Source organism: Pirellulales bacterium, from assembly GCA_036267355.1.
Taxonomy (GTDB): domain Bacteria; phylum Planctomycetota; class Planctomycetia; order Pirellulales; family DATAWG01; genus DATAWG01.
In genome coordinates this window covers 1-12,924 of record DATAWG010000122.1, presented here as the reverse complement: position 1 = coordinate 12,924, position 12,924 = coordinate 1, and the positions used below count along the sequence as shown (strand labels likewise).

The 12,924-nt window shown below is 61.0% G+C and carries 11 protein-coding genes and 1 tRNA gene; 2 read left to right on the top strand and 10 right to left on the bottom strand.

The window, feature by feature from the left end; translation table 11 throughout:
• Positions 1-18 precede the first annotated feature (18 nt).
• The 3 genes from VHX65_18900 to VHX65_18890 form a co-directional block, all read right to left on the bottom strand.
• Positions 19-936, bottom strand: a complete 918-nt coding sequence (locus VHX65_18900; protein ID HEX4000624.1) for an SDR family oxidoreductase — start codon at positions 934-936, stop codon at positions 19-21.
• 150 nt (positions 937-1,086) lie between these two features.
• Positions 1,087-1,626, bottom strand: coding sequence for a ferritin-like domain-containing protein (locus VHX65_18895; protein ID HEX4000623.1), 540 nt, complete (start codon positions 1,624-1,626; stop codon positions 1,087-1,089).
• A gap of 268 nt (positions 1,627-1,894) precedes the next feature.
• A complete protein-coding gene (locus VHX65_18890) occupies positions 1,895-2,827 on the bottom strand; it encodes a CHAD domain-containing protein (protein ID HEX4000622.1) in 933 nt (310 codons plus the stop codon).
• A gap of 185 nt (positions 2,828-3,012) precedes the next feature.
• On the opposite strand from VHX65_18890, the gene VHX65_18885 reads away from it, so the two are divergent.
• Entirely contained in the window at positions 3,013-3,276 is a 264-nt protein-coding gene (locus VHX65_18885) for a DUF2071 domain-containing protein (GenBank protein HEX4000621.1), read from the top strand.
• Between the two features lie 153 nt (positions 3,277-3,429).
• Here the strand turns inward: VHX65_18885 and VHX65_18880 are convergent, their stop codons facing one another.
• The 6 genes from VHX65_18880 to VHX65_18855 form a co-directional block, all read right to left on the bottom strand.
• Positions 3,430-4,581: an ATP-dependent DNA ligase gene (locus VHX65_18880; protein HEX4000620.1), complete on the bottom strand. Its 1,152-nt coding sequence runs from the start codon at positions 4,579-4,581 to the stop codon at positions 3,430-3,432.
• 97 nt (positions 4,582-4,678) lie between these two features.
• Positions 4,679-6,190: a sulfatase gene (locus VHX65_18875; GenBank protein HEX4000619.1), complete on the bottom strand. Its 1,512-nt coding sequence runs from the start codon at positions 6,188-6,190 to the stop codon at positions 4,679-4,681.
• 111 nt (positions 6,191-6,301) lie between these two features.
• Positions 6,302-6,385 (bottom strand) — tRNA-Leu (locus VHX65_18870).
• Between the two features lie 74 nt (positions 6,386-6,459).
• Complete coding sequence (locus tag VHX65_18865) at positions 6,460-8,688, bottom strand: hypothetical protein (GenBank protein ID HEX4000618.1); 2,229 nt, start codon at positions 8,686-8,688, stop codon at positions 6,460-6,462.
• Positions 8,689-8,889: 201 nt separating this feature from the next.
• The gene (locus VHX65_18860; GenBank protein HEX4000617.1) at positions 8,890-9,897 is read right to left on the bottom strand and encodes an endonuclease/exonuclease/phosphatase; all 1,008 of its coding nucleotides are present in this window, start codon (positions 9,895-9,897) and stop codon (positions 8,890-8,892) included.
• A gap of 369 nt (positions 9,898-10,266) precedes the next feature.
• Complete coding sequence (locus VHX65_18855) at positions 10,267-10,776, bottom strand: molybdenum cofactor biosynthesis protein B (protein ID HEX4000616.1); 510 nt, start codon at positions 10,774-10,776, stop codon at positions 10,267-10,269.
• Positions 10,777-11,267: 491 nt separating this feature from the next.
• Between VHX65_18855 and VHX65_18850 the strand changes: the two genes are divergently transcribed.
• Positions 11,268-12,443: a HEAT repeat domain-containing protein gene (locus tag VHX65_18850; protein ID HEX4000615.1), complete on the top strand. Its 1,176-nt coding sequence runs from the start codon at positions 11,268-11,270 to the stop codon at positions 12,441-12,443.
• A gap of 58 nt (positions 12,444-12,501) precedes the next feature.
• On the opposite strand, the gene rplU is transcribed toward VHX65_18850, so the two are convergent.
• Complete coding sequence (gene rplU, locus VHX65_18845) at positions 12,502-12,816, bottom strand: 50S ribosomal protein L21 (protein HEX4000614.1); 315 nt, start codon at positions 12,814-12,816, stop codon at positions 12,502-12,504.
• Between the last annotated feature and the right edge of the window lie 108 nt (positions 12,817-12,924).

The following is a 12,924-nucleotide window of genomic DNA, read 5'->3' as shown; positions in this document are numbered from 1 at the left end:
CGATGCGCGATCGAACGTTCAGGCGCCGGCCACTTCGCCGCCGAGCAGCGGCAGCACATGGCCGGTGATATAGCTTGAATCGGCGTCGGAGGCGAAGAACACATAGGCCGGCGCCATTTCTTCCGGCTGCCCAGGCCGGCCCATAGGCGTTTTCTTGCCAAATTCCTTCAACTTCTCCGCCGGCAGCCCCGTGTCGGCAGGATTAAGCGGCGTCCATACGGGCCCCGGCGCTACCGCATTCACGCGAATCCCTTTTTCGACCAGGTTCTGGGCCAACGATTTCACAAAGGCGTTGAGAGCCCCTTTAGTCGACGAATAATCGAGCAATTGCTTGTTTCCGAAGAGCCCGGTTTCCGACGACGTGATGATGATCGACGCACCTTCCTTCAAGTGTGGCAGCGCGGCCTTGATGAGGTGAAACGGAGCGTAGACATTCGTCTTGAAGGTCCGGTCCCATTCCTCCTCGCTGATCTCGTCGATCGATGGCTTGCGATTCTGGTGGGCCGCATTGCTGACCAAGATATCGAGCCGGCCAAACTCTTCGATCGTTTGCTCGATGAGCCGGCTGCACGTATTCGGATCGGTGAGATCCCCTGCAATCGCCACGCATCGCTGCCCGAGCGCCTCGATTTCCTGCTTGGTCGCGTCGGCGTCTTCCTGTTCTTCCGGCAGATGATTGATTACAACATCCGCCTTTTCGCGTGCGAAGAAGACCGCCACGGCCCGGCCGATTCCCGAATCGCCACCGGTGATCAGCGCGACTTTTCCTTCGAGCTTGCCGGCCGCGCGATATTTCTCGCCGCGGAATTTCGGCTTTGGCTCGAGATCGGCTTCAACGCCCGGCTTGTCGAGCTTCTTTGGCGGAAAGGGAGGCTTCGGAGCGGCGGCGGCAACCGTTTGCTCGCGAGGTTCGGCTTTTGGGATTTTCGTTTTCATGGCGAGGGCTTGCGGGAATGGATTGTTTGGGCCGTTAAGATGATTGGCAAATTAGCCCCGCTACCCAGGGAAGGCCCGCCACGCGATCTCACACGGAAGATCGCCACGGGGCCTTCCCCTGGGCCTGGGGCTCTAGCGGTGAGGCCGCCCCTAGTGGTGGGCGGACGCTTCGACGTTTACCGACGTTTCGGCAATGTGCGACAGAATCTTATCGGCGTTGGCTTCTTCGTCCAAAGTCTGTTGCAGCAGTTGGGCGACGTTTTGTCGACCGAGCCGACGGGCAAACGCTCGGACGCAGCCGTAGCCGGCGATCTCATAGTGCTCGACGCGCTGTGCTGCCGCGATCAGAGCCGCGTCTTTCACGTCGGGCTCGCCTTCCAAATCGATGATTTCGCTTCCCTCGGCGATCAAGCCCTTCATCGCTTCGCAAGTTTCCATTTTGGGCTCCTTGCCGAGCATCCGGAAAACCTCTTCGATCCGCCGCTTTTGGTGCCGGGTTTCTTCCAAGTGGGTCTCGAAGGCGCTTTTCAACTCGGGAGATGAAGCGGCGTCGGCCATTTTCGGTAGAGCTTCGATAAGCTGGTCCTCGGCGCTGTAGAGATCCTCCAACTGGAGCACGAGCAAATTTTCCAAATTCTCCAATTTCATGCCTGTGCCTGTCATTTTCGAAAACCAAGACGATGCGCTCATGATCTATCTCCGATTCTTGGAAGCAGGGGATGGTTCGAATAAAGACGACCGACAACGGTCGTCTGCCAACTCTGCTACAACTACCGTGCCACACGCGTTGCGATTTGATTCGTGATTCGTGGCGCGTGGCTCGTGAATAGTGGCTCGTGAATAGTGGTTCTTGACGACCGGCCGGACGCTCGCGCCTCCCTAACCACCAGGCGCCGTCCGGCTGAGCCGTCAGGGTTCGCGATGCTCGTTTTCAAGCCGCCGCGGAGCAACATGGCGATTAGCCGCTGCGCACGAACTTCTCGGCCATTCGCCACGATTTCCAAAAATCCTTCAACCGATCGAGAAAGTTGTCGGCATCTTCGACAAAGAGCTTACGCTGCATTTCAAACGCTTCTTTTTGCAAATGCACCCGCCGCGGCGGGATCAGCGGCAACAGCTTTTCGATCGTCGCTTCGCCACCGTACCTATCGCTCCGCTCGTTGACAGTCTGTTTCAAAACCGCAAGATCGTGGTCGTCGCCAAGTCGCTTTGTCAGCTCGTGAACCGCGTTGGCCATGGGTTTCATGGCCGCTGGATCGATCGATTCGATGAGCTGCAACTCATGCCAGAAGTATTTCGCTTGTTTTCGCCATTCATGCAGGTTTTCGTTGGAGGCATCGGCAGCGGCCGCGGCGCAGGCCTGCTGGCAACTTGTGTAGCCGCGCTTGAGTCCCTTGCGAATTGCCGACCATCCGCCGCAGCCGATCGGTAGAGGATCGGTCTCGGAGCGTGCATCTTCGACAATCTTGTGAATGTCGCAAAGCGTATCCTTCTGCCCGAGCACGCGCTGGTGAACCTTTGTTTGATTGAGCTCGAGGCCGCGGCGAATCGGCGCCACATCCTCGCAGTTGATTTTGTCGGCCGATTCCCGCATCAACTTATCAAAAGTCTCGACAAGCACTTCCGAATCGCGCGCTTCGGTGAGCGGCTTGCCGGCATCGCGAAACTGATAATTCAAATGCCGGTAAGCTTTTTCGCCCAATCGGTCGCGCACCAAGCGGCAAATTGCGCGAAGCCGTTTGAATCGCTTGCGAACGGAATGAACCGCTTCGCTGGACTTGGACGAGCTCTCTATTTCCTGCAATTCTTTGCTTGCCTTCTTCAACTGCGCGCGGACGATCCGCCGCACGCCGTGCTGCACCGATTCATCGGCTTCGAATGCGAATGCCATGGCAACTTGGCGGTTAAGATTTATTCGCCGGACCGGATAATCATTAAGTGTCCCAAGGAAGCACCCAGCATTCCGAGCAACTGCTATGCCGCAGCAAGTTCTTGCCACGAAGGCTAGTCGAAGCCGCGCGTGGTCGGTGCCTCGGCGGGCTTGGGGGGTTCACATGGCGTGGCACGATCTGCTGTTTGCCCATTGGCCGATCGATCGCGCCGGAATCGCTCGCCAACTGGCTCACCGCGCGGTTCTGCCTCTACTCGGCCGACCGGCGCGGGCGGCTATTTCGGAGCGAAATCGATCATCCGGTTTGGCCGCTGGAGCCGGCCGAAGCGATCATCGAACGCAACACGCTCACGGCGCCTTTCGGCATCGCTCTGCCCGATCGCGCGCCGCTGTTGCACTTCAGTCGCCGGCTCGACACGGTCGCATGGACGCTCGACCGGCTCGCCTAGCGGCGGATTGCAAGTAGCAACGCGGGAAGGCGAGGCCTTCTCGCCAGCGCTTCGGGCTAGCGTGCCGGCCCAAAACTACCAGGCCGAAACGTTCGTGAGGGGGCCAACGGTGGCGTGCTTTTCGCGATGGGGCCGCGTGCGCATGTGCGCCGCCTACGTTCGCCGATTGTTCCGCCGGGGCTTTTCCGCACCGAATAGCTTCAAGATCGACGCGTTGCGCCGGTCGACCTGATCGAGCGTGCATTGGGCCGGTTTCTTGTCGGCGCGCCAACGGAGCAATCGAGTGCCGTGGCGGAATCGGCCGCCGGTGAAATGATCGTATTGCACCTCGACCACCAGCTTCAGTTTGAGCGGCTCCCATTCGTCGCTGCGACGAGTGCTCCATCGGCTCGGCCCGCCCGGCGCACTGCCGGTGAAGCCCGACGTTCCGTGCAGCGGCTCGACGATCTCGGTGACGCGCTTGCGTTCGGCAGCGGAAAAGCTCGAAGTGAAGCCGACGTGATGCAAAAGCCCATGGTCGTCGTAGAGCCCGAGCAAGAGCGAGCCGACGACGCGTTTGCCGCTGCCGTATCGAAATCCGCCGACGACGCAGTCGGCCGTTCGTTGATGCTTGATCTTTTGCATGCCGTCGCGCTTGCCGGCTCGGTACGGCAAATCGAGACGTTTGGCAACGATGCCATCGAGATTTCCGCCGACGGCCTCGAACCATTTCCGCGCCCCGGCCGCCTTGCTCGTGGCCGGCGACAGACGGATATCGCTCGCGGCGGCGAAGAATCTTGCCGCAAACGCTTCCAGCCGCTCGCGGCGTTCTTGGAGCTTCGCATCCAAAAGCGATTTGCCGCGCTCGTCGAGCAGCAAATCGAACACGATGAACATCGCCGGATGCTCGGCCGCGAGCTTGCGCACTCGGCTTGCCGCCGGGTGCACGCGCATCAACAGATCGTCGAACGACAGCCGGCCCTCGATCGGAATCACGATTTCGCCGTCGATCACGAAGCGTTTCGCGGCGATCGCTCGCAGCGACTCGACAAGATCGGGAAAATAGCGGGCCAGCGGTTTTCCCGATTTCGATTCGAGAAACAGTTCGTCGCCGTCGCGAAAAGCCACGCAGCGAAAACCGTCCCACTTCGGCTCGTATTGCCACTGCGGGCCGACCGGCGGTTCGTCGACCAAGGTCGCTTCCATCGGAGCGAGCGGCGGACGCACGTCGAGCGCGGTAAATTTGGGCCGCGCGGCTTTCAGTGATGCCGGCTTCGCGCGATCCCGGCGTGGCTCGTGGCTGCTCATGGTGGGCGATCGCGTCATGGGATGTGAAAGAATGGGGACGGGCGCCTCGCGGCAACTCTTCTATTCAGGCTTTTTCGACCCGGCTCGGAGCCAGTCCCCCTTCTTCCACCAGATCTTAGTCGTCGGCTTCGTCGGCGGTTTGGGTAACGACATACGAGGTCGGCAAATGGCCGCCGTCGAGAATACCGAGCCGCCGCGCTTTCAGCGGAGTGTAGTCGGGATTCGGCGTGGGCATCGTCGCATCGACCGACTTCCGCCAGGCGTGCAATTGATCGCGGAGCGCGGCCGTCTTGGCGGGCATCGATTTGGAAAGATCGCGATGTTCGCCGAGGTCGTCTTCGATGTTGTAGAGTTCGATGTGCATAGTCTCGAACCATTCGATGAGCTTGAAATCGCCGACGCGGATAGCGCCGCTCGGCCCGCCGCCCTGATTCGAGTAGTGGGGATAGTGCCAGAACAACGGCCGCTCGGCTAGCGCTCCGCCTTTCCACAGCGACAATAAACTGACCCCATCCAGGGTTTGCCGCGGGCGGGGCGGCAAGCCGGCGGCCTCGATCAATGTCGGGTAGTAGTCGTTGCTGATCACGGCGGTGGCGCATGTGCTGCCGGGCTTGATCGTGGCGGGCCAGCGGACGATGAGCGGCTCGCGCAATCCGCCTTCGTAGTTCCAGCCCTTGCCGGCGCGGAGCGGCACGTTCGAGGTCGGCGCCCCTTCGGTCGACGACGACAGGCCGCCGTTGTCGGAATTGAAGACGACGATCGTGTTGTCGCGCAGGCGAAGATCATCGAGCGTTTGCAGGATGCGGCCGACGCTTTGGTCGACGCTTTCGACCATTGCCGCATATACCGGATTGTTTTGAATTTGCCGCGTTTGCACTTCGCCTTCGGGCAAAAATTCATGTCCCGCGCTCGGCGGCAATTGCTTCGCCTTGGCGCGATACTTGGCCACGATCGAGGCCTTCGCCTGCTGCGGGATGTGAACGGCATAATGGCAAAGATACAAAAAGAACGGCTTGTCTTTATTCTTCTCGACAAAGTTGATCGCTTCGTCGGTGAGCCGATCGGTCAGGTATTCTCCCTTCGGGCCATCGGGCAAGGTCGGGATCCGATACGGGCTGAAATATGTCGGCGGCGAGCCATATTCGCAACCGCCGACGTTCACATCAAAACCTTGGTGCTGGGGATAGAACGGTTTTCCGCCCAAGTGCCATTTGCCGAAAAATCCGTTCGTGTAGCCCCCTTCCTTCAGCGCTTTTGCAAGCGTGAATTCTTCGAGCGGCAGATGGTGGAGATAGGCTGCCGGGTTCAGCTTTCCACGCCGATCGCCGCCGATGAAGTTCGTCAGGTGCAGCCGGGCCGGATATTTGCCGGTCAAAATGCTTGCCCGGGTGGGGGAGCAAACATTGCAAGCCGCATAAGCCTCGGTGAACCGCATTCCCTCGGCGGCAAGTCGATCGAGATGGGGCGTTTCGTAAAAAGTGCTTCCGTAGCAGCCGAGATCGCACCAACCGAGATCGTCGGTCAAGATGAATACGATATTCGGACGCCGATGCGGCGCCTGCTCAGCCGCCGACAGGCGGCCGGTGATCGCCAGAATCGCCAGGGCCGGAACGATCCAGAATCGCATCGAGTGGGCTCCTCGCAAACATCGGTCGGCAGAAGAAAGCGCGACCCCGAAGGGGCGCTTTACCGAGGCATGGTCCGAAACGGGGCAGCGACTGGGCGGTGGCCCCCGAAATGCGAGCGAGAGGATTTGAACCTCCACGGTATTGCTACCGCCAGCCCCTCAAGCTGGTGCGTCTGCCAATTCCGCCACGCTCGCAAAGATGGTCGCCCCGATTCATACGCGAACATCCAGGACGCTCAGAGCCACGATAGGTCCTGGATTCTCAGGCGTCAAGAGCCCGGCGCACCAGCAATCGCAGGAGCCGACGCCTTTCGCCGACGACGCGCAGCCAAGGCAACCAACGCCGCGACCCACGGCAGCAGGAGGACCAGCGTCGACGGCTCGGGAACCGGATTCCCGCCGCCGATTGCCGGCAAACCGAGCGCAAACGTCGCGATTCCGCCGAGCGGTGTGGCGGAAAATGTCAGATTCGCCTCGTTCTGGAATTGCGATCCCGCGCCCCCCGCTTCCATCCACGCGACGCTACTCCACGCGTTCCCACCGGCAGTCGCCGTGAGTGAGTTGCCGAGGGCAACGAGCGAGGAAGGCAAAACCAGGTCGCCAGCAGAAATAGTGGCCAGCGAACTTGATGGTCGAGCCTCGAGCGCATCGACTGGCGTCGAAGTGGCCAACATTGCGACGGGCGGCCCTGAGTCCGGGGACACAGCGTCGGAGGGCAAGGCTGCGGTCGCCACGAGGTTGGCGACGCGAGCCGGGACGTTCGGCGGATTTCCTCCTGAACTGATCACATTCTGGATGCTCAAGAATGGATCGCCAGCCGGTGTGGCCGGCGCAGCGGCGATGCTTGGCATCGTGGAAATAGCCGCTGAAGCGGCGCTGGCTGGCGCGGGCGATACGGCCGAAGCGTTCCCCGCATTGGTCGAGCCGCTTGCCGGCGATGCCGCGTTGGATAGCACGGTGGCTGCGACCGTCGGCGAAACGGCCGCGACAATCGCCGCGTCAGACGTCGCAGCAACGGCGGTTGAACTGCTTGCAATGGCCGCGCCTTGATTCGCGGCCGATCCGGAGGGACGAATCGTCACCGTCGAGCCGGCATTGATCGAGAGCGAGTTTTGCAATACTTGCGAAACGGTCAGACTCGCGCCGGTCGAACCGTTGCCGACCACGGTATCACCGGTATAGGTGGTTGCCCCGCCAGTGGTGGTCGATGCGCCGCTGACAACGCCGACCGACTGGTTCGTGCCGGTCACAAGCAGCCCGCCTCCGCTGGCGGTCGAGCCGTCGTTGGTGATGTTCACCAAATTTCCGTCGGCGGGGTCGATCGCCGAACCGTCGGATAGGGCCGACACCGAGCCGGCCAATTGCAGCGTGGCGGCAGCGGCCACCGTGGCCGTTGCATTCGAGCCGACGCTGGCCGTGCCGCTGCTGACATCGAGTTGCACGGTGCCGGCAGTGACGGCCAAAACGCTTCCACTGGCGAGCGAGGGCGCGGCGGTGATGCGCACGGTTCCGCTGCCCGTTTTGGTTAGCGTCTGGCCGGCCAGCGACAGTGTGCCGCCGAGTGTCAGCGGGTTCGAACTGGCGATCGCCCAGGTCTGGCTCGCGGAAAGCATGACGCCGCTATTGATCGTGATGGCGGCCGCCCCGGTGTTCAAATTCAGGCCATCGGCGCCGATCGATAGCGTGTCTCCGCTGATCGAGACCGGGCTTGTCGCCGCCGAAGTGAATGTCAGCCCCTTGATTGAAAGATTCGCGCCGAGCGTGGTGTTCAGATTCGATCCGTGGCCGTTGAAATAAACGTCGGTTGTCGCGCCCGGAAGCGCATGGGCATCGGTGAAGCCGGTCGAGCTGGTGCTCCAATTGGTGATGTAGTTGGAGCCTGAGAGCGTGTTCCAGTTCGAATCCGTGTTGCCATACCAATACACGGTCGAGGGAACAACGGTCAATGTGCCGTTTTGCACCGTGAAGGGAATTGCCTGCGCGTATTGATTGTCGAGCGCCGTTGCCGAGCCACTCGAGTTCGAAGTAATGAAGGTAATCGCGAATGTGCCGCTAGTGTTTGCCGGAACCGAATAATCGACGCTCACCAAGCCGTCGCCGTTCACAAGCGTCGGCGGACTGCTTGCATAGTCGGTGGCATCGATCATCGTGCCGCCGCCGGTTGGCGGAGGCACTGTCGGGCCAGATGTTTGCCCCGCAAAGATGTACGGAATGTCGGTCGTCGCCGTTCCGCCGGTGAATTGCACGCCGCCGCCCGACAATTGCAGATTCACATTGAAATCGCTCACCTCGGGCAAGGAAGAGCCGCTGGCGGCGATGGAGACATCGAACGAGCCGGTTTGCGTCGAAGTCGATTCCGGCACGCTCAGCTCGGGCGCCGTAATCGTAATCTGATCCTGAGCCCAGGCCGCGCCCGGCAGCAACGCCGCGAGCGCAACGGCAAAGGCGAACAGCCAGCCGAGCATGGTCGGCCAATCAGGCAAGAGGGATCGATTCACGAGCGGCCGATTAAAAAAACAGTCCGGAGCCCCCGGTAGAAAGCATTCTGGCGCGCTAAATCAGCATAATCGAGCGCAACGAACGCGGCCAGAGTTGGAATGGCTAAGAGAGAAATAGCCGCACAAGAGGGGTGGCACGCCGTGACTCGTGACTCGTGACTCGGAAAAATCGGCGTGCTCCGAACCACTAACCACTAACCACTATTCCCGCACCGCACCTGTCGCTCGCTCGGCCATATGCCCGACTTGGCCCCCTTCGTAGATGCTGAATTCGGCCCAGATCGGCAAATGGTCGGACACTTCGAGGGCTTGGCTCATCGAGAGATTGAATTCGTGCATCAGATCCACGACTCCCGCGCGGCCAGTGAACTCGGTCGTCGCCAGCCGGTCGAACACGATATTGTCGCACATCCGGGTGCCGCGCGTGTTGGTCGGCATCGCCGCAAGCGCGGTTGTCGAGTTCGGGATTTCGCCCAGGGCGCCGAGGTGCTGGTCGTCGGCGTTGAAATTTCCCGCCAGGATAATGTCGTCTTCCAGTCGGCCCTGGATACTGACGCTCCGCACGGCCCGGCATACCTGCGCCAGGGCGGTCAGTTCCGCCTCACGATGCTCCGGAGCAACATGCACATCGACGAGCGTAAACGTAAATGCTTCGTCATTGGCCGGTCCGCGAACTTGAAAGCTGGCCACCAAGGGATCGTGCGCCATCCGCCGGCCGGGATCGTCGACCGTGTAGACCGTGCTTCGATCTACTTCAACGCTGGCCGCGTCGAACACGATGGCAAATTGCTCCGGAGCTTCCTCGGCTCCCTGCCGCGGACCGATCACGAAGTCGTAGTGCCTGCCCGTGGCATTCAACAATTCGACGAGCCGTGGCATTTGGTCGTCGCGCGGCGAGCGAACCTCCTCGAGCGCGATCACATCAAACCGCCGCAACAATTCGACAATCACCTTCATCGCCAGCGGCTGGCCGAACTTTGCCGGCCCGAACGCTTGAATATCATACGAAGCAATGCGAATCGTGTTGCCCTGCCGAGCAAACGGCACCATGCCATCAGCCGCGGCCATTTGATCGCCGGGCGGTGAAACGGGCGCGACGGCCCGAGGCCGGACGGCAATTTTCTCGAGCCCGTCGAGACTGAATTTCTGAAAGAAAAGCCAACTGCCGCCCGCCGCGGCCAAGCATAAAACGACGACGAACCTTTTCATCCGCAGCGCCTCCTTGCGAGCATGCCGTCGCCCGTAATCGAGCAAACCTCTGAGCGCGGGCAACCCAGCCGATCGAGCAAATCATTCCGGCAATTTGGGCGGCCTAGAATAGCCGTCCCCGCCCCGTCGCTCCAGGTCAATTCGCGAGCTCGCACATCGGTATTGCCCCACGGTGCGAGAAAATGGCTCGAATTGTAGCAGGCACACTCCGTGTGCCGTCAGCGCCACGCGGCGGGCGGCACACACAAACGGGCGCGGGCGGCGCATAAAAGCGCTTTTCCGTGGCTGGTGGTCGGGGCCGCGTTTGCGGGGCCGACGGCACGCGGAGTGTGCCTGCTACTTTCCGCCCGGCTTCGCCGCGGCTATGGCTTATCGCCGAGCTTCGCGGACCAAGTGGCCTAATTCCGGCAGGATGAGCTTATCCATCGCCAATTCGACAGCGGCGACCGAGCCGGGCATCGTCAGCAGCACTTTGCGGCCCATCAGGGCGCCGATCGCCCGGCTGAGCATTGCCGCCGCTCCGACCTGTTCATAGCTCAACATGCGGAATAGCTCGCCGTAGCCCGGTAGCGGCTTTGAAAGCAGACTGCCGACGGTTTCGAATGTCTGATCGCGGCTGCCGATGCCGGTGCCCCCAGTCAGCAGTATGGCATCGATGTCGGTCCGCTCATTCAGGGCGGTCAGGATGCGGCCGATTTGTGCCGGGTCGTCGGAAGTGATTTGCCGATCGGCAATCGTGTGTCCCGCCGCCGTGAGCCGATCGACGATCGTTTGTCCGCCACGATCGGTTTCGAGCGTTCGCGTATCGCTGATCGTGATCACCGCACACCGCACAACCGGCGGCGCTTCGGCGCGATGCTCGTCGACCGATCGGCTCATGCCGAATTCTCCGGAAAAATCGGAATGATTGATTTCTGCACGGATCCGGGCGTCACGGCGCCGAACCGGTGGCGGTTTTCAATTGCCCGGCCCAAAGCGGCTTCGGTATACTGTAAAAGGCCGCCGCCCAGCGGATTTGATCGTAGGCTGCCGCCGCTCGGGTGGCAATCCCGGGGGCCAAACTACACTCGCCCGAATCGCAAACGAGGGACCGCGCCTCCCAACCACGATCGATTCCGCTGGATACGATGCCGATGATTGTTCGAGTAGGCAGGAGAAACGCGATGCTACGTACTGACTGCTTATCGTGGCTGAGACGGCCGGCCTCTGCGGCAGGCACACTCCGTGTGCCGTCGCCGGTAGCAGGCACATTCCGTGTGCCGTCGCTCGCTATGGCTTTGATTCGAGCCTGCCGTAGGGTAGTAGGTCACTTGGTTGGCAGACGGCACACGGAGTGTGCCTGCTACGTTACGGCGGCAATTGGCGTTGCTTTGATTGCATTTTTCCCCACCACGGTCCGCGCGGAAATCTTCGTTCTCACCAACGACGGGCAGGTTCAGGGCGAAGAGATCAAGGTGCCCGGCACACCGGCCAGTCAGACGGTTATCCGCACCATTTCCGGCGGCCAGATAACGCTCGATAAAAGCCAGATCAAGCAGATCATTCCACAACCCCCGGCCGAAGCCGAATATGAGCGCATCGCGCCGACCTACGCCGACACGGTCGAGGATCAATGGCGGTTGGCCGAATGGTGCCGCATCCACAGCTTGCCGAAGCAGCGGCAGGCCCATCTCGAGAGGATCATTGCGCTCGATCCGAATCACAAGCCGGCCCGCGCCGCGCTTGATTTCGCCCAGATCGACGGCCGCTGGGTTCACCCCGATGATTTGAAACGCCAGCAAGGTTTCGTGAAATATAAGGGCGCGTGGCGACTGCCGCAGGAAGTCGAGCTACTGGAGGCAAACCGCAAGGAGGTCCAGGCGGAAAGCGATTGCACCGCAAAATTGAACCGCTGGCGGCGCACGCTCGACAAGCATCCCGAGCGATACGACCAACTCCACGACGAGTTGATGAAGATCGACGACCCGGCCGCCGTTCCCGGTTTGACGCAAATGGTCGTCAACGAACGCACTCGAAATGTGAAAATCTTGTTGATCGAAGAATTGCTGCACATCGGCAACGGCTCGGCCATGAACGTGGTCGTATCGCGGACGATGGACGATCCGGACGAAGAAGTTCGCCTAACGGCCCTCGATCGGCTCGTGGCGGCGAATCATCCGGAAGTCGTGCCATTCTATATCGCCGCTCTCAGAAGCACCGACAATGCCCGCATCAACCAGGCAGCGCTCTGCTTGGGGGCGCTGGGCGATAAATCGGCGATCAGTCCGCTGATCGATGTGTTGCGAACGACCCACCACCACATCGAGCAGCAGGGAACGCCCGGCCAAGTGTCGACCACGTTTGCCAGCGGCCCCGGCAACAACCGCTCCGGCGGCATGTCGGTGGGCGGCCAGACGAAAGAAACCGTCGAAACGCTCGACAATCAGCAGGTGCTCGGCGCACTGATGAATCTCACCCACGTGAATTTCCAATTCGACCAAAAGGCGTGGCGCGCATGGTACGTCGGGCAAATGCGCTCGCTAAACATCGACGCCCGCCGCGGTTGAACGCCCGAAGGCTCGGGCTGACAGAAGCGGCCTTTCAGGCCGCGGTCGAAGGCAGGGATTAGCCGACTGAAATCTTTGAGATTTTCACGGTCGTATGCAATTGGCGATGGCCGTTGTGGCGGCGGGAATTCTTGCGGCGACGGAAGCGTTGCACGACCAGTTTCGGCCCCTGGGCCAGCCCGACGACTTCGCCGGTGACGGTTGCCCCGCCCACGAGCGGGCTGCCTAGCGTCGTTTTCGACCCGTCGCTATAAGCCAGCACCTTGTCGAACTTTACCTCGGCGCCGGCCGACAGGCTGCGATAATCGAGATGAAGCGTTTGGCCTTCTTCGACCTTATATTGTCGTCCGCCGTCGGAAATGATCGCGTACATGGCGAGGGGTTAGGGTTAGGGGCTAGGATTAGGAAAATGCGACAAGCCCCAAAGTCTAACGGACCGCCGGGCGGAAGTCGAGGGCTTTTATAAGATCGTGTCCGTCCG